Annotated in this window: 9 protein-coding genes and 2 pseudogenes; all 11 read right to left on the minus strand. The window is 72.9% G+C overall.

All coding sequences use genetic code 11. The features are described from left to right. Positions 1-20 precede the first annotated feature (20 nt). Positions 21-1,307: a glutamate-5-semialdehyde dehydrogenase gene (locus N8I86_RS14145; RefSeq protein ID WP_263277915.1), complete on the minus strand. Its 1,287-nt coding sequence runs from the start codon at positions 1,305-1,307 to the stop codon at positions 21-23. A 121-nt stretch (positions 1,308-1,428) separates the two neighbouring features. Beyond that, entirely contained in the window at positions 1,429-1,854 is a 426-nt protein-coding gene (locus tag N8I86_RS14150) for a hypothetical protein (RefSeq protein WP_073893892.1), read from the minus strand. A 168-nt stretch (positions 1,855-2,022) separates the two neighbouring features. After that, positions 2,023-3,156 (minus strand): glutamate 5-kinase, encoded by a 1,134-nt coding sequence (gene proB / locus N8I86_RS14155; RefSeq protein ID WP_185091582.1) that lies wholly within the window; start codon positions 3,154-3,156, stop codon positions 2,023-2,025. A gap of 117 nt (positions 3,157-3,273) precedes the next feature. Continuing rightward, positions 3,274-4,434 (minus strand): glycosyltransferase family 2 protein, encoded by a 1,161-nt coding sequence (locus tag N8I86_RS14160; protein WP_263280100.1) that lies wholly within the window; start codon positions 4,432-4,434, stop codon positions 3,274-3,276. Between the two features lie 315 nt (positions 4,435-4,749). After that, the gene (locus tag N8I86_RS14165; RefSeq protein ID WP_263280101.1) at positions 4,750-6,840 is read right to left on the minus strand and encodes a CDP-glycerol glycerophosphotransferase family protein; all 2,091 of its coding nucleotides are present in this window, start codon (positions 6,838-6,840) and stop codon (positions 4,750-4,752) included. A 212-nt stretch (positions 6,841-7,052) separates the two neighbouring features. Beyond that, a complete protein-coding gene (locus N8I86_RS14170) occupies positions 7,053-8,549 on the minus strand; it encodes a bifunctional cytidylyltransferase/SDR family oxidoreductase (protein WP_073893896.1) in 1,497 nt (498 codons plus the stop codon). Positions 8,550-9,421: 872 nt separating this feature from the next. Next, a pseudogene (locus tag N8I86_RS14175) lies at positions 9,422-10,034 on the minus strand (alkaline phosphatase D family protein); the annotation flags it as partial. 195 nt (positions 10,035-10,229) lie between these two features. Further along, on the minus strand, positions 10,230-11,678 hold the full coding sequence (gene obgE, locus N8I86_RS14180) for a GTPase ObgE (RefSeq protein ID WP_073893898.1): 1,449 nt from the start codon (positions 11,676-11,678) through the stop codon (positions 10,230-10,232). Positions 11,679-11,800: 122 nt separating this feature from the next. Further along, the gene (gene rpmA, locus N8I86_RS14185; protein WP_008738950.1) at positions 11,801-12,055 is read right to left on the minus strand and encodes a 50S ribosomal protein L27; all 255 of its coding nucleotides are present in this window, start codon (positions 12,053-12,055) and stop codon (positions 11,801-11,803) included. Between the two features lie 14 nt (positions 12,056-12,069). Next, the gene (rplU, locus tag N8I86_RS14190) at positions 12,070-12,390 is read right to left on the minus strand and encodes a 50S ribosomal protein L21 (protein ID WP_030653874.1); all 321 of its coding nucleotides are present in this window, start codon (positions 12,388-12,390) and stop codon (positions 12,070-12,072) included. Positions 12,391-12,620: 230 nt separating this feature from the next. Continuing rightward, positions 12,621-16,795: pseudogene (locus tag N8I86_RS14195) on the minus strand (Rne/Rng family ribonuclease). Positions 16,796-16,941 lie beyond the last annotated feature (146 nt).

The raw sequence follows: 16,941 nt of genomic DNA on the forward strand, positions 1-16,941 counted from the left end.
TACGGCCGAAGGGGTGAACCTCAGCGGCGGACGTGGCCGTCGCCGGTGACGATGTACTTCGTGCTGGTCAGCTCCGGCAGGCCCATCGGGCCGCGGGCGTGCAGCTTCTGGGTGGAGATGCCGATCTCCGCGCCGAAGCCGAACTGGCCGCCGTCGGTGAAGCGGGTGGAGGCGTTCACGGCGACGGTCGTGGAGTCGACCAGTCGGGTGAAGCGGCGGGCGGCCTGCTGGGAGGTGGTGACGATCGCCTCGGTGTGCCCGGAGGTCCACAGCCGGATGTGCTCGACGGCCTTGTCCAGCGAGTCGACGACGGCGGCGGCGATGTCGTACGACAGGTACTCCGTCTCCCAGTCCTCCGGGGTCGCCTCGACCACGGTGGCCTTGGAGTCCTCGCCGTAGGCGAGGACGCGCTCGTCGGCGTGGACGGTGACGCCGGCCTCGGCGAGGGCGTCCAGGGCGCGCGGCAGGAACTCGGGGGCGATGTCCTGGTGGACCAGGAGGGTCTCGGCGGCGTTGCAGACGCTGACCCGCTGGGCCTTGGAGTTGATCAGGATGTCGACGGCCATGTCGATGTCGGCGTGGGCGTCGACGTAGACGTGGCAGTTGCCGGTGCCGGTCTCGATGACCGGGACGACGGACTCGGCGACCACGGTCCGGATCAGGGAGGCGCCGCCGCGCGGGATGAGGACGTCGACGAGGCCGCGGGCGCGCATCAGCTCCCGGACGGACTCGCGGCTCTCGCCGGGCACGAGCTGGACGGCGTCGGCGGGCAGCCCGGCGCCGCCGACGGCGTCCCGGACGACCCGGACGAGGGCGGTGTTGGACTCGTAGGCGGAGGCGGAGCCGCGCAGCAGGACGGCGTTGCCGGACTTCAGGCAGAGGGCGGCGGCGTCGACGGTGACGTTCGGGCGGGCCTCGTAGATGATGCCGACGACGCCGAGCGGCACGCGGACCTGGCGCAGGTCGATGCCGTTGGGCAGGGTGGAGCCGCGGACGATCTCACCGACCGGGTCGGGCAGCTTCGCGACGTCGCGGACGTCGGAGGCGATGGCGCGGACCCGCTCGGGGGTGAGGGTCAGCCGGTCGACGACGGACTCGCTGGTGCCGTTCTCCCGGGCCTTGGCCACGTCGCGGCCGTTGGCCTCGACGATCTCGGCGGTCCGGACCTCCAGGGCGTCGGCGATGGCCAGCAGCGCGTCGTCCTTCTCGGCGCGCGGGAGCGGCGCGAGGTCGGCGGCGGCTGCCTTGGCCCGGTAGGCGGCCTGGGTGACCGGGGACATCGAGTCGTACGGCGAGAGCGTGGTCATGGGGTGAAGGGTAGTGCGCGGCGCCGGGCCGTTCAGCGGTCGTCCCACACCCCGAGACGCCGCAAAAGGGACAGGCGGCCGGCCCCGGGGCGCCCGAGCCGGGTGTCCGGGCACGGGGGTCTCAGAAGGGGTGCACCCCCACGGGCGTCGCCGGCGCGGGTCCGTAGCCCTCGGCGATGCGCTGGTGGTAGGTCTCCCGGTCGATGACCTCCAGGCCGACGATCTCCCACTGGGGCAGCCCGGCGCTCTGCCGGTGCTCGCCCCACAGGCGCAGCGCCACGGCGGCGGCGTCGTGCAGGTCGCGGGCCTCCTCCCAGTACCGGATCTCGGCGTGGTCGGTCGCGTATCTGCTGGTCAGCAGGAAGGGGTGGTCGTGGGCGAGCTGTTCGAGGGCCCGCCGCAGGTCCGCCAGGGGGACCTTCTGCCCGGAGACGCTGAGGGTGACGTGCCACAGGCGGGGCAGGTCCTTGGGCTCCTCGTAGGTGTCCCCGGCCGCGACGCTCGTCAGAGCCCCGCGGGACACCGCCCCAGGGCGCACTCGTCTCACGACGGCCTCCTTCGCGCATGCCTCGCCCGACCCCTTGACGGAACGTGTCCTTTCAACATGTCCCAGAGACAAAGTTGAGCAGGCCGCAGGGCTCCGCGTGGGGGTTTTACGGAACGTCCCCCACCGGGGGCCGTCCTCGTCTCCCGTTTACGAGCGGTTTTGCGAGTGTCACGCGTGCAGGAGCACCAGGTCGTCCCTGTGTACGACCTCGCGTTCGTACGCCGGGCCGAGCTCGCGGGCCAGCTCGCGGGTCGAACGCCCGATCAGCCGGGGGATCTCCTTGGCGTCGAAGTTGACGAGTCCCCGGGCCACGGGCCGGCCGGCCGCGTCCCGCAGTTCGACGGGGTCGCCGGCGGTGAACTCGCCCTCCACGGCGGCGATCCCGGCGGGCAGCAGCGACTTGCGCCCCTTCACGACGGCGTCCACCGCCCCGTCGTCCAGGGTCAGCGCCCCCTGCGGGGTGGAGGCGTGCTGGAGCCAGAGCAGCCGGTCGGCGGAGCGCTTGCCCGCCGGGTGGAAGTAGGTGCCGGTGTCGCCGCCGGCGAGCGCCTCGGCGGCGTGGACGGCGCTGGTCAGCACGACCGGGATGCCGGCCGCGGCGGCGATGCGGGCGGCCTCCACCTTGGTGACCATGCCGCCGGTGCCGACGCCCGCCTTGCCGGCACTGCCGATCTCGATGCCCGCGAGGTCCTCGGGGCTGCGTACCTGCGCTATCCGCGAGGTGCCGGGCCTGCTCGGGTCGCCGTCGTAGACGCCGTCGACGTCGGAGAGGAGGACCAGCAGGTCGGCGTGGACGAGGTGGGCCACGAGGGCGGCGAGGCGGTCGTTGTCGCCGAAGCGGATCTCGTCGGTGGCGACGGTGTCGTTCTCGTTGACGATCGGGAAGGCGCCCATCGCGAGCAGCTTGTCGAGGGTGCGGGAGGCGTTGCGGTGGTGGGCGCGGCGGCTCATGTCGTCGGAGGTGAGCAGGACTTGGCCGACGCGGACGCCGTAGCGGGCGAAGGACGCGGTGTAGCGGGCGACGAGGAGGCCCTGCCCGACGCTGGCGGCGGCCTGCTGGCGGGCGAGGTCGCGGGGGCGGCGGCGCAGGCCCAGCGGGGCGAGTCCGGCGGCGATGGCGCCGGAGGAGACGAGGACGATCTCCCGGTCCGCCCCGCCGCCGCTCCGGGCGGTGCCGTCCCCGCCGCGGCTCTTGGCGAGGACGTCGACGAGCGCGTCGACGCGGTCGGCGTCCAGGCCGCCCGCTGCGGTGGTCAGCGACGAGGAGCCCACCTTGACGACGATCCTGCGGGCCTCGCCCACGGCCTGCCTTGCCCTTGCCACGTGCTGTCTCCACTCCCTCGCGCGTGGCATCAATCTACGCGAAGGGGACCGCCGGGCCGGGCGGCGGTCCAGTGCGCGGACAGGGGGCGGAGCGGCTCAGGCGGCCGCCGATCCGAAGCCCCCGGCCGGCAGCATCCGCCGCGCCTTGCGCAGGGCGCGGCGCAGGAAGGTGTTGGCGGCGGCCGCGCGGTACCCCTCGAAGGCGCGCGCCTCGCCGGCCGCGGCGAGGTAGATCTCGTCGGGGACGCCGGCGGCCCGGGAGCGGAAGTGCGGGTAGATGAGGTAGAGGCGGGTGCCGCGCTTCTCCAGGACGGCGGGGGCCTGCTTCTTCGCCTTGACGAACCGCACGACGTCCAGCAGCAGTTCGGGGCGCCCCATGGCGACCAGGTGCAGCCGCAGCCGTTCGTGGACCTTCAGCAGGCGGGCGACGCCGGGCGTCCAGTGGGCGTCCATCAGCGGCCGGGCCAGCTCGAACTTGTGCCGGCGGACGTCCTCGTCGTCGGTGAGGAACGTGGGCCCGAACTGCGGCAGCAGGGTGATGAGGAAGGGCCGGACCATGAGGGCGTCGCGCCGGTCGCCGGCCGGGACCATGTCGGCGATCAGCTTCATCAGGGCGCGCGCGGAGTCGAAGCGGAGCGCGTAGCCGCCGGTCTTCGTCACGTGCTTGCCGTCCTCGCGGCCGACCAGGTAGTAGCAGGTGTAGTCGGCGAGGACGGAGACGCCGTCCGCGCGCAGGTACGCCTCCAGGGTGAACAGCGCGTCCTCGCCGGTCCACAGCGACTCGTCGAACCGCATGCCGTGCCGGTCCAGCAGTGCGCGGCGGAACAGCTTCTGCGCGCTCAGCGTGAACTTGATGCGGGAGGAGTGGACGTCGGTACGGCCGACGGTTTTGCCGAACATGGACTTCGGCGCGGTGCGGTTGACGCCCTCGACGCGACCGAGGACGACGTCCGTGCCGTTCTCGTCGGCCATGGCGACCATGCGTTCCAGGGCCTCGGGGCCGAGCCGGTCGTCGGCGTCGAGGAAGAAGACGTAGCGTCCGGACGCCTTGCCCAGGCCGACGTTGCGCGGGCCGCTGGGGCCGCCGGAGTTGTCCTGGCGGACGACGGTGACGGGCATGGGGGCGCGGGCCGCGAACTCCTCCAGGCACTCCCCCGTGCCGTCGGTCGAGCCGTCGTCGACGGCGATGACCTCCATGCGCGCCGGGGCGAGGGTCTGCGCCTCGACGGACGCCAGGCACTCCACCAGGTACGGCATGGCTTCGTAGGCCCCGATGATCACGCTGACATCAGGCTGCGTCACGGCGCTCACTCTTCCCCCCAGTCACGGAACATTCACCCCGTATCGCCTCAATCTCAACGTGTTAGACGGGCGCCCGGAGGACGCGGTTGCCTCACCCCGGGTACGGAGTGGCGCAGGTCACAGGCGTGCGCACGCTCACCGGAAAGGTACGCGGCGGCGGTAAGAGTTGCTCAGGACCGGTTAAGAGCGAGGGAAGGTCCGGTCGGGGCCGGGCACGACGAGGGCCCCGAGGAGCACTCCTCGGGGGCCCGGCGCCGGTCGCGGGGGCGGTCAGCCGGCGGTCACGCCGTCCGTGTCGCCGGCCGACGCGGAGCGCTGGCCCGGCACCGCGTTGGTCAGTTCGGCCGCCTCGGCGGGGTCGGCGTTCGCGGCGCCCGCCCGGGACTCCTGGCCGACGTTGCGGGTCTCCGCCTTGCGGGCCAGATCGGCCACCGCGCCGTTGAACCGGTCGATGGACGCGGGCTCGTCCGGGCCCAGCAGGTACCGCTTCAGCTCCGTGCGGGCGCCCGCCAGCGGATCGCCGGCCGGGTCGCGCACGGCGTCCAGCAGGGCGTCCAGACCGTCCGCGCCGTTGGTGAGGATCGTGGCGGCGCGGACGGCCGTGTTCTGCCGTCTGAACTCCTCGGCGCCCAGTTCCGCGGAGTCGGTGACGGCGTACGGCTTGCCGCTCGCGATGAAGTCGGAGACCACCGAGGAGATGTCGGACACCATCGCGTCCGAGACGTTGAAGCAGTCGTACAGGCGCGGCTCGGCGCCGGTGACGACCCGGTGCTCGTACGCCGGGAAGGAGCGCCAGTAGGCGTCGTTCCACTCGGCGCGCAGCCGGGCGGTCTCCTCGTGCCGGCGGACGTCGACGACGCCGTCGCGGGTGGCCTCGGCCTCGTCGCCCCGCTCGCCGCCGGGGCCCGCGAGCTCGGCGAGCCGGGCCTCGATCCGGGTCAGCTCCTCCTTGGCGCGGGCCGCGGTGTCGCCGTCGGCGGGGAAGCGGGGGTCGGCGGCGCGCTCGGCGGCGGCCTGCTCCACCAGGGCGGTGATCCGCCGGTGGGCCGCGCCGGCCTCGGGGCTGACGGTGCCGGTGAAGGGGTGCGGCTTGTACAGGACGCGGACCGGCGGGTCGGCCGCGATCAGCCGGTTCACGATGTTCTCGCCGGCGAGCACGATCGAGGTGTTGCCGGGGTTGCCGTCCCAGCCCTCCCAGGTGGGCGCGTACAGGACCGTGGGCACGCCGCCCTCCGGCAGGTCGCGCCGGGGCATGATGGGTGCGAGCTGCGGGCGGCCGACCTCGACGATGTCCTCGTCACGGACGCCGACGTCGGCGATGGCGTAGCGGTCGCGGCCCGCGCGGCCGGCGGTCCACACCTCGTCGTAGACCTTGCTGTACGGGTTGACGCTGGCCAGCTTGTCGCTGTCGCCGTGGCCGATGAAGACGTGCTTCATGGTGGGCACGCGCAGCAGGTGGATGTTCTTGCCGACGTTCGCCGCGTACAGGGCGACCCGCACGGTCGACAGGTCCAGGTTCATCAGGTGCACCCCTCCGGGCACGCAGACGACAGGGACCGTGGTGGGGGCGAGGCCGGCCAGGAGGACCCGCTCGCGCAGGATGATCAGCGGCCGGGTGTCCAGCCGCTCCATCGTCTCCAGCCACATGTTGACCTGGTACGCGGAGTCCTTGGAGCCGGAGAAGTACAGGACGGTCTCGGGCCGGTAGGCGGTCAGCCAGTCGTCCATGGCGGCGAGCACGGCGTCGGCCTTCGGCGGGATCCGCGTGCCGCGCACGTACGGCACGAGCACGAGGACGTACAGACAGCCGAGGCCCACGGTCAGGCCGATGCCGGCGAAGGCGGCGACGGCGGAGCCCAGCTCGGCGGAGACCAGGATGCCGGCGACCGCGAACAGGTCGAGGTGGAGGATCTTCTCGGCGGAGCGGTGCAGCAGGCCGCGCGGCGGGGCGTCGGGGATGCGGATGCGGGCCTTGAGGTCGATGTTGCGGGTGGCGACCGGCATCCGGCGGCGGTTGCGGATCAGGGTGACCAGCGCACCGTGCGGGGCCTGGAGGCCGTAGAAGGCGATGAAGCAGGCCACCGCGCCGTAGAAGACCAGATGGGTGGAGAGCGACAGCCGGGCCAGCAGCAGGATCAGCAGCAGCTGCCGGATCAGGAAGCGGATGGACAGACCCGCCCGGACCTTGCTGAGGCGGTTGACCAGGTAGCTGCCCCTGCGGTGCAGGTAGTGGTCCGCCAGGTACGTCACTGCGGCCACGGCCGCGAAGGCGGGAACGCTCGGGACCAGGGCGGCCAGCATGAGCGCCGGGAAGCCCAGCATCACGAGGACCGCCGCGGCCAGCTCGGACGCGCTGCCCACCCGGGCGACGCGAATAGCGGTGGATATCACGGAGAAACCTGCTCTGGGAGGGGAGAGTGCCGGTTCTGACAGGAATTGCCGGGGAATGCCAGTGGTGCGCTTGCGGTCCGGGCTGCCGCGCGGGGTACGGATTCAGGCCTCTGCGCATACCCGGTGATCGGATACCCGGAGAGGCCTGAATTCCACGGAGCGCGCACGACCGTCCGGTGGTCCTACATGTCGTCCTGGCGGTCCAGCACCGAGGCCAGCGCCTGCTCGAAGCCGGAGGCCTTGGCGGCACCCGCGGTGGGGTCCTGCTGGCGGACGTCGATGACATGGCCGGTCAGCTCCGACAGCAGCACGTCGAGAGAAGTCCGGGCCACCGCTTCGGAGGAGAGCAGCGAGCCGGCGGGCTCCTCGCCGAACGCCTTGGTGCGCATGGGGGTCGCGGTGCGCTCGGGGTTGATGCAGTTGACCCGGACGCCGTCACCCGCCCACTCGTCGGCCAGCGCCTGGGTGAGGTTCACCATGGCGGCCTTGGTGGAGGAGTACAGGGAGTACTCGGCGCGGCCGCGGGTGTAGCTGCTGGAGGTGTAGAGCAGCAACTGGCCCTTGGTCTCCGCCAGGTACTTGTAGGCGGTGCGCGCGATCTGCACCGGCGCGAGGTAGTTGACCTGCAGCGCCTCCGCGATGGTGGCGTTGTCGGTCTCGGCGAGCTTGCCGATGCGCAGCACGCCGGCGGTGTTGACCACGTAGTCGATCCGGCCGGTCTCCGCGTACGCCCTGGACAGCGCGTCGTCGACCTCCTCCGGGTTCTCCACGTGGGTCCCGGTGGTGGAGCGGCCGAGGGCGTAGACCTTCGCGCCGTGGGACTCGGCGAGTTCGGCGATGTCCTTGCCGATGCCGTAGGAGCCGCCGAAGACGACGACGGTCCGGCCGGCCAGCAGTTGGCGATAGGTCTCCTCGCCGTTCCGCTCGGGCGCGGCGGTGGTGCCGAGCTGGAACAGCTTGTCGGCGATGAAGACGTCGACCGGCTGCGTCACCTTCATGTTGTACTCGTCGCCCGCGACCACGTGGATCGGCACGTCCGGCAGGTACTTGAGCACGACGGAGCAGTCGTCCGTGGCCTGGAAGTTGGGGTCCTTGGCGGCGACCTCGTAGGCGTGCCGGATGGTGGACAGCTTGAAGGCCTGCGGGGTCTGGCCGCGGCGCAGCCGGGAGCGGTCCGGGATCTCGGTGATGAACTCGCCGTCCTCGCCGTGCGTGCGGGTGACGATGACGGTGTCCGCTGACGGGATGGCCACGTCCACGGCCTGGTACCGCTCCAGCGCCGCCACGCAGTCGTCGATGACGCGCTGCGAGAGCAGGGGGCGTACGGCGTCGTGGAACAGGACGTTGCGGTCCTCGCCCTCGGCCAGGCCCTCACCGAGGGCCGCGATCGCGCGCTCCGTGGTCTCGTTCCGGGTGGAGCCGCCCTCGATGACTCTCTTCACCTTGGTGAGACCGGCCTTGGCGACGATCTTCTCGACGTCCGGCACGTAACCGGGCGCCATCAGCACGATGACGTCGTCGATCGATTCGGCGTTCTCGAAAGTGGTCAGCGTGTGCTCGATGACCGCCTTGCCGGCGATCTTCAGCAACTGCTTGGGAATCGACAGACCGACCCGCTGACCGGTGCCACCGGCCAGGATCACTGCGGTAGTACGGGGCTTGGCTATGTGCTGTGACACAGGTGACCTACCTCGGGACGACAGGGAACCGTGAAAGGCTCCCACTTACGGTAACCGCAGTGCAAGATGAGTGACCTTCGCTGCATATGTGCGCGCAACCTCTCATTCACCTGCTACCCCAGCTGATTGGAGACAGGCGGCTCCAAGTTCCATGAATTTGCTGTGAGTAAGTCCACAGGCTTTCCTGGAACGCCGTTCGGCGGTCTCATCTGCCGCTTCACGCACGGGTGTACGGGTGCGCCGGGGAGTTGCTCCGGCGACGCCCAGCGTCCGGTGCGCGCGAGGAAGGGCCACTGGGGCGGGCCCGCCCTGGCTCCCCGCAAGATCCTTGTCCCGTACGGCACTTGATCGAACCGGTCGGTAACAGCCGTCGCCCACCGCGGATTCCGCAGAGGGCCGCGTCACCTCGCCGGGCCGCACGGCATACGGCTTCCCCCTATGCGCGTCCGGGGTCCGTCGAATCGGTCACCGCCCGGTCCGGTACCGGAATTCCCGGCAATGCCGAAGGTGAATTCCACGACAATGCGCCGCCCGGCCGCCCGCATTACCGTGCGATGCCGCAGAGGCTCCGGCCCGTGCGGCGGAGATTAATCGGCGAACCGGTCTGCGGTTGTAAGGAGCGCATAAGCAATTTCCGTGGCGGCTGTTCCGACGGAGTGGAACTGTACGTTTCCCGGGTGAACGAAAGGTAAGACTTCTTCCTGAGACAGGACTGAATGGAGCCTGGGACTCGGCTGAGTCCCGGGCTCCCGCGGTTCCGGTGGCCGTCACACCGGTGTGGTGAGCCGCGACGGGCGTCGATCGTGCGATATCCCGCGGGACCCCGGCAAGCAGTCGCACGATGCCCTCCGGGCCGGTGATCCCGCGCGATCCGCACACCCAGATGTGGGGCGGTACTGGGCGTACCGGTTGCGGTACTCCTCCAGGGTGTACGGCTCCCCCTCGCCCTCGCGCCGTCGTACGGCCGTCGGGGAGGGCGCGGACTCGTGGACGTAGCCGCCGGCGAAGAGCACCACGTCCGGCTGCTGGGCGAGCATGCCCGCGTGCGGCGAAGGGGCCGTGCTGCCGGTTCTGGCAGGAGGCGTGGGCGACGCGCAGGGCGCCGCCCCGCTGCCGGGGGTGGGGCGCGGTACGGGTGCGGCCGGTGGGCGAGAGCCGGCCGCCGGCCCGGAAGCGGTACCAGTACGGGCGGTCCGGACGCAGGCCGCGCACGTCCACGTGGACGCCGTGGCCGAGTTCGGGCCGGGGAAGGGCGAGGCCGCGGCGGGTGATCCGCCGGAACCCCTCGTCCTCGGCCACTTCCCACTCCACCGGGAACGCGGTGTCGGGCATGCCGCCGCCGTTCAACGGGTCGGGCGCGAGCCCGGTCCACAGGACGATGCCGTCGGGCGGCGGGTCGCCGGAGGTGTAGCCGAGGGCGAACACCCCGGCGGGCAGCGGGGGTTCGGCCGTCCGGGCCCGCTGAACGACATCCCTCACGGGCATGACGAATGGGGGTACAGCGGAGGCCCGGTGACGGCACGGCAACACCCGTGCGCGGCACCGGGCCTGACGGCACATCGGCGGTCCGGTGCCGGCCGGCGAGGAGCACGGCGGCATACGAAAGCGGCGCGGTGAGGACCGGGGTCCTCGCCGCGCCGCTCGGCCCGGACCGGGCGTCTGCCCGGCCCGGAGGGGCCGCTACTCGAACGGGTCGAAGTCGTCGTACTCGCGCAGCGCCTCGTCCCGCTCCGCGTCCTTGTCCCGGCGGCGCTGGGCCGCGGGCCGGGGCGCTTCGAGACGGTGGTCCTCGCCACGGCGGCCCAGCATCTCCGCACCGGCCATCACCGACGGCTCCCAGTCGAAGACGACCGCGTTCTCGTCGGGACCGATGGCGACGCCGTCGCCGGACCGGGCACCCGCCTTCATCAGCTGCTCTTCCACCCCGAGGCGGTTGAGGCGGTCGGCGAGGTAGCCGACGGCCTCGTCGTTGTTGAAGTCGGTCTGGCGGACCCAGCGCTCCGGCTTCTCGCCCCGCACCCGGAACAGCGGCTCGCCGCCGGACTCCTCACGGGTGACGGTGAAGCCCGCGTCGTCCACGGCCTGGGGCCGGATGACGATGCGCGTGGCCTCCTCCTTCGGCTTGGCGGCACGCGCCTTGCCGACCAGGTCGCCGAGCGCGAACGACAGCTCCCGCAATCCGATGTGGGCGACCGCCGACACCTCGAAGACGCGGTAGCCGCGGGCCTCCAGGTCGGGGCGGACCATCTCGGCGAGGTCCTTGCCGTCCGGGACGTCGACCTTGTTCAGGACGACGAGCCGCGGCCGGTTGTCGAGACCGCCGTACTGCCGCAGCTCCTCCTCGATGATGTCGAGGTCGGAGACCGGGTCGCGGTCCGACTCCAGGGTGGCGGTGTCCAGCACGTGCACCAGCACGCTGCACCGCTCCACGTGCCGCAGGAACTCGAGGCCGAGGCCCCTGCCCTGGCTGGCGCCGGGGATGAGCCCGGGCACGTCGGCGATGGTGTAGACGGTCGAACCCGCCGTCACCACGCCCAGGTTCGGCACGAGCGTCGTGAACGGGTAGTCGGCGATCTTCGGCTTGGCCGCGCTGAGCACCGAGATCAGCGAGGACTTGCCGGCGCTCGGGTAGCCCACGAGGGCCACGTCGGCGACGGTCTTCAGCTCCAGGACGATGTCGTGCAGGTCGCCGGGCACGCCGAGCAGGGCGAAGCCGGGCGCCTTGCGGCGGGCGGAGGCCAGCGCCGCGTTGCCGAGCCCGCCCCGGCCGCCCTGGGCGGCGATGTACGAGGTGCCGTGGCCGACCAGGTCGGCGAGCACGTTGCCCGCCTTGTCCAGGACGACGGTGCCGTCCGGCACGGGCAGGATCAGGTCCTGGCCGTCCTTGCCGGAACGGTTGCCGCCCTCACCGGGCTTGCCGTTGGTGGCCTTGCGGTGCGGCGAGTGGTGGTAGTCGAGGAGCGTCGTCACGGACTGGTCGACGGTCAGGATGACGTCACCGCCACGCCCGCCGTTTCCGCCGTCCGGGCCGCCGAGCGGCTTGAACTTCTCGCGGTGGACGGAGGCACAGCCGTGACCTCCGTTACCCGCGGCGACGTGCAGCTCGACGCGGTCCACGAAGGTGGTCATGGTGGGGTGCCTCCAGAAAAGATGCGGGTTGTACCTGTGTTAACACGCGAAAGGCGGACCCGCCTTCCCGAACGGGAAGTGAGGTCCGCCTCGCGAATGCGTTCGGTGCCGAATCAGCTGATTCAGGCAGCCGGAACGATGTTCACGACCTTGCGGCCACGGTGGGTGCCGAACTGGACCGCACCGGCCTGCAGGGCGAACAGCGTGTCGTCGCCGCCACGGCCCACACCGGCGCCGGGGTGGAAGTGGGTGCCGCGCTGGCGGACCAGGATCTCACCCGCGCTGACGACCTGACCGCCGAAGCGCTTCACGCCGAGCCGCTGGGCATTGGAGTCGCGACCGTTCCGGGTGGACGATGCGCCCTTCTTGTGTGCCATTTCTCCTCAGTCCCTTACTTCGCAGCCGCGGGAATCGACGTGACCTTGATCGCCGTGTACTGCTGGCGGTGGCCCTGACGACGGCGGTAGCCGGTCTTGTTCTTGTAGCGCAGAATGTCGATCTTCTGGCCCTTGTGGTGGTCCACGACCTCGGCCTGGACCTTGATGCCGGCCAGCACCCACGGGTCGCTGGTCACGGAGTCGCCGTCGACGACGAGCAGGGTCGAGAGCTCGACCGTGTCGCCCACCTTGGCGGTGGAAATCTTGTCAACCTCAACGATGTCGCCGACAGCAACCTTGTGCTGGCGACCACCGCTGCGCACGATGGCGTACACGCGGATCTCTCTTTCGCTCGAAGAAACGGCACCCCCGAAGGCCAGCCGCCCAGGAACACACGGGCGACCTCTCCCGGCCCGACTTGCGCCCGGGAGGAGAAGGTTTACGGGGATGTGGCGTGTTCAGTGGACACGCCGACGGTCCAGGTTACGGGGCACGGCCGAGGGGGTCAAACCGGGCCCCATGGGTGTGCGCCCGGTCACTCGGGACCGGGCGCACACCCCGGGTTTCAGCCCTCGTCGGCGGCCGAGGAGACCGTGGTGGTCTTCTTGGCCGTCGTCTTCGCGGCGGCCGTCTTGGCGGTCTTGGCCGCCTTCTTGGCCGTCGTCTTCTTGGCGGCCGTCTTCTTGGCCGCGGTCTTCTTGGTGGCGGCCTTCTTGGCCGTCGCCTTCTTCGCCGCCTTGCGGGCGGTCTTCTTGGCCGTGGCGACCGCCTCGGCGAGTTCCTCGCCGGCCGCCGCGGTCTCCTCGGGCGCGGCCGCGGGCACGACCACGACGGCCGTCTCCTCGGACGCGGTCGGCGCGGTGGCCTTGCGCACGGCACGGCGGCGCGGGCGGGCCGGGGCGGCGCTCTCGGCGGGCGCCTCCTCGGCCGGGGCCGCCGGCTGCTCGGCCGGTGCCTCGGCCGCGGGCGCGGTCTCGGCCACCGTCACGACGGCCGCCTCGGCACCCGCGGGGGAACCGGCCGGGGCCGACACCTTACGGGTCGCCCGACGGCGCGTACGGCCCTTCGGCGCGGCCTCCTCGACAGCCTCGGCCTGCGGGGCCGGGACCACCTGGTCCTCGGCGGCCGCGGGCTCGGCCAGCGCCTCGGCGGCCGGCTCCGGCCGCACCGGGCGCGCCGCCGCCTCGTCGGCGGTGACGTCCTGCGCGGTCGGGGCCTGCACGACGGGCTCGGGCTGCTCGGCCTCCGGCTGCGGGGCCTCGGCCTTCCGGTCCTTCGCCCGCTCGGCCTTCTCCGCCTTCGGCGCACCGGCCGGAGCGGACGCCCGGCGGCTCGCGCGGCGGCGCGAACGGCCACGGCCGGCCGCCGCCTCCGCCTCGGCGACGCTGCTGTACAGCTCCTCGTCGGGCGCGAACTCGGGCGCGGGCAGGGCCACGGGCTCGGCGAGCTCGGCGGCCACCTCGACGGCGGTCTCCGTCTCCGGCTCGACGGCCTCGCCGGTCTCCACGGCCACCGCGGCCGTCTCGTGCACGTGCTCCTGGGTGTCGCCGCCACGGCCGCGCTTCTTGCGCTTGCCGCCGCCACCGCCACCACCGCCGGAGGCCGGCTGCTCCATGTGCACGATGACACCGCGGCCGTTGCAGTGGACGCAGGTCTCGGAGAAGGACTCCAGCAGGCCCTGTCCGACCCGCTTGCGGGTCATCTGGACCAGGCCCAGCGACGTCACCTCGGCCACCTGGTGCTTGGTCCGGTCCCGGCCCAGGCACTCCAGCAGGCGGCGCAGCACCAGGTCGCGGTTGGACTCCAGGACCATGTCGATGAAGTCGATCACGATGATGCCGCCGAGGTCGCGCAGCCGCAGCTGGCGCACGATCTCCTCGGCCGCCTCCAGGTTGTTCCTGGTGACCGTCTCCTCCAGGTTGCCGCCCTGGCCGGTGAACTTGCCGGTGTTGACGTCGACGACGACCATCGCCTCGGTCCGGTCGATCACCAGCGAACCGCCGCTGGGCAGCCAGACCTTGCGGTCCAGCGCCTTGGCGAGCTGCTCGTCGATCCGGTAGGTGGCGAAGACGTCGACCTCGGAGGTCCACTTCGACAGGCGGTCGGCCAGGTCCGGCGCGACGTGCGAGACGTACCCGTGGATGGTCGACCAGGCCTCGTCGCCGCTGACGACGACCTTGGTGAAGTCCTCGTTGAAGATGTCGCGGACGACCCGGACGGTCATGTCCGGCTCGCCGTACAGCAGCGTCGGCGCGTTGCCGTTCTTGGACTTCTTCTGGATGTCCTCCCACTGCGCCTGGAGCCGCTCGACGTCGCGGCGCAGCTCCTCCTCGCTCGCGCCCTCGGCGGCGGTGCGCACGATGACACCGGCGTCCTCGGGGACGATCTTCTTGAGGATGGTCTTCAGCCGGGCGCGCTCGGTGTCGGGCAGCTTGCGGCTGATGCCGGTCATGGAGCCCTCGGGGACGTACACGAGGTAGCGGCCCGGCAGGGAGACCTGGCTGGTCAGGCGCGCGCCCTTGTGGCCGATCGGGTCCTTCGTCACCTGGACGAGGACCGACTGGCCCGACTTCAGGGCGGCCTCGATGCGGCGCGGGCCGTTGGCCATGCCCAGCGCCTCGAAGTTGACCTCACCGGCGTACAGCACGGCGTTGCGGCCCTTGCCGATGTCGATGAAGGCGGCCTCCATCGACGGCAGGACGTTCTGCACCTTGCCGAGGTACACGTTGCCGACGTAGGAGGTCGACTGCTCCTTGTTGACGTAGTGCTCGACGAGGACGTTGTCCTCCAGGACGCCGATCTGGGTGCGGTCGCCGTGCTGGCGGACCACCATCACGCGCTCGACGGCCTCACGGCGGGCCAGGAACTCGGCCTCGGTGATGATCGGGACGCGGCGGCGGCCCTGCTCGCGGCCTTCCCGGCGGCGCTGCTTCTTGGCCTCCAGACGGGTGGAGCCCTTGATGGACTGCACCTCGTCGGACGGCTCGCTGGGCTTGCGCGGCTCACGGACCTTGACGACCGTGCGCTCCGGGTCGTCGGCGGACGGCTCGCCCTCCGGGCCGCTGTCCCCGGCGCGGCGGCGACGGCGGCGCCGGCGACGGCTGCTGGAGCTGGAGCCGCCGGACTCGTCGCCACGGGCGTCGTCGGCGTCCTCCTCCTCCTGCTCGGCGGTGTCCTCGGCGTCCTGCGCGGCCTGCTCGGCGGCCAGTTCGTCGCCCTCGCCGTCCGGGCCCTCGCCGTCACCGGCGTCACCGCGGCGACGGCGGCGTCCGCCACGACGGCGGCGGCGGCGCGAACCGGACTCCTCGTAGCCCTCGGCCTCTTCGCCGTCCTCGGACTCCTCGCCGTCGGCGAGGTCCTCGGCGGACTCGGCGTCCGCGGCGGGCTCCTCGGTCTCCTCGTCCTCGGCGGCGGTCTCGACGGCCTGCGTCTCCTCGGCCCGGTCGGCGCCGCGGCGGCGACGGCGACGGCGCGAGCCGGCGTCGGCGCGCTCCTCCGCCTGCTCCTCGGGCTGCTCCTCGACGGCCTCGACCGCCTCCGCGGCGGCCTCGGCGGCGGCCCGCTCGGGGTCTGGAACTTGGGCTCGGCGAACACCGGCGCCTGGAAGACGGCGACGGCCGGGCGGGACGGGCGGCGCCGGCCCTCGCCCTCGGCGGCCTCGGCGGCGGGCTGCGCCGGCTCGGAGAAGCCGAAGGTGGGACGGACGGCCCGGCGCCGGGCGCGGCGCGGGGCGGCCTCCTCGACGGGGGCGGTCTCGGCCGGGGCCTCGGCCGCGGCGGGAGCGGCGGCGGCCGGCTCGGCGGTCTCGGCGGCAGGGGTGTCCGTGGGCGCGGACGCCTGGCGGGTCGCCCGGCGCCGGGTGCGGCGCGGCGCGGCCTCCTCGACGGCGGGCGCGGCCTCCTCGGCGACGGCCGGAGCGGTCTCCTCCGCCTGCTCGGCGGCCTGGACCGGCTCGGCGGGCGCGGTCTCGGCGGCCTCCGGCGCCCCGGCCGGCGCGGCCGCACGGCGGGTGGCCCGGCGGCGCGGACGCGCGGCGGGAGCGGCCTCCTCGACGGGGGCGGCCGTCTCGGCGGCGCCCGTCTCCTGCGGGGCCTCGGTCTGCTGGACCGGCTCGGCCGCGACGGCCTCGGCGACCTCGGGGGCCCCGGCGGGCGCGGCCGCACGGCGGGTGGCCCGGCGGCGCGGACGCGCCGCGGGAGCGGCCTCGGCGGGGGTCTCCTCGGCGGGAGCCGCGTCCTTGGCGGGAGCGGCCGTCTCCTCGGCGGGAGCGGCGGCGCCGGTGGGCGTCGCCACGGTGCGGGTGGCACGGCGGCGGGTGCGGCGCGGGGCGGCCTCCTCGCCGACGACGACCTCGCCGCCCTCGGCGACGGCAGCGGGCGTCTCCGGCTCGACGGCGGCCGGTACGACGGTCTCGGCGCCCTCCGCCGTCGGGGCCCCGGCGGGCGCTGACGCGCGGCGGGTGGCCCGGCGGCGCGGGCGCGCGGCGGGAGCGGTCTCCTCCGGGGCCGCTTCGGTCCCGGTGGTCACCGCGGTCTCCGCTGCCTCGTCGGCCGCCTCGGTCTCCACGACCTCGTCGGCGTCGGCGGCCGGTATGGCCGGCACGGTGACCTCGGCGGCCGCCTCCGCCGCGACGGGCGGACCCGCCGGGCGGGAGGCGGCACGGCGACGCCTGCGCGGCGGCAGGGTGTCGCTGGGAGTGTTCAGTTCGGAACCCTCATTGGGTTCGGTCGGCTCGAGCATGCGGGCGTTTCTCCCGTCAGGCCCCCGGGCGCCGCGCCTGGTCCGGCACCGGTCTGTGGAGACCGGACGCCGTTGACGTCCGCGGCCCGCGCGATGCGCGATGGCCGCCGTCCGGGGCGCGGGCGCCGCACGGGAGCACTCTGTGT

The organism is Streptomyces albidicamelliae, assembly GCF_025642175.1.
GTDB lineage: Bacteria > Actinomycetota > Actinomycetes > Streptomycetales > Streptomycetaceae > Streptomyces > Streptomyces albidocamelliae.

Excerpts from the sequence above, each read along its gene's own strand:
- N8I86_RS14145 (WP_263277915.1), bottom strand. The coding sequence starts at position 1,307 with ATGACCACGCTCTCGCCGTACGACTCGATGTCCCCGGTCACCCAGGCC.
- N8I86_RS14160 (WP_263280100.1), bottom strand. The coding sequence starts at position 4,434 with ATGCCGTACCTGGTGGAGTGCCTGGCGTCCGTCGAGGCGCAGACCCTC.
- obgE (WP_073893898.1), bottom strand. The coding sequence starts at position 11,678 with ATGACCACCTTCGTGGACCGCGTCGAGCTGCACGTCGCCGCGGGTAAC.
- rpmA (WP_008738950.1), bottom strand. The coding sequence starts at position 12,055 with ATGGCACACAAGAAGGGCGCATCGTCCACCCGGAACGGTCGCGACTCC.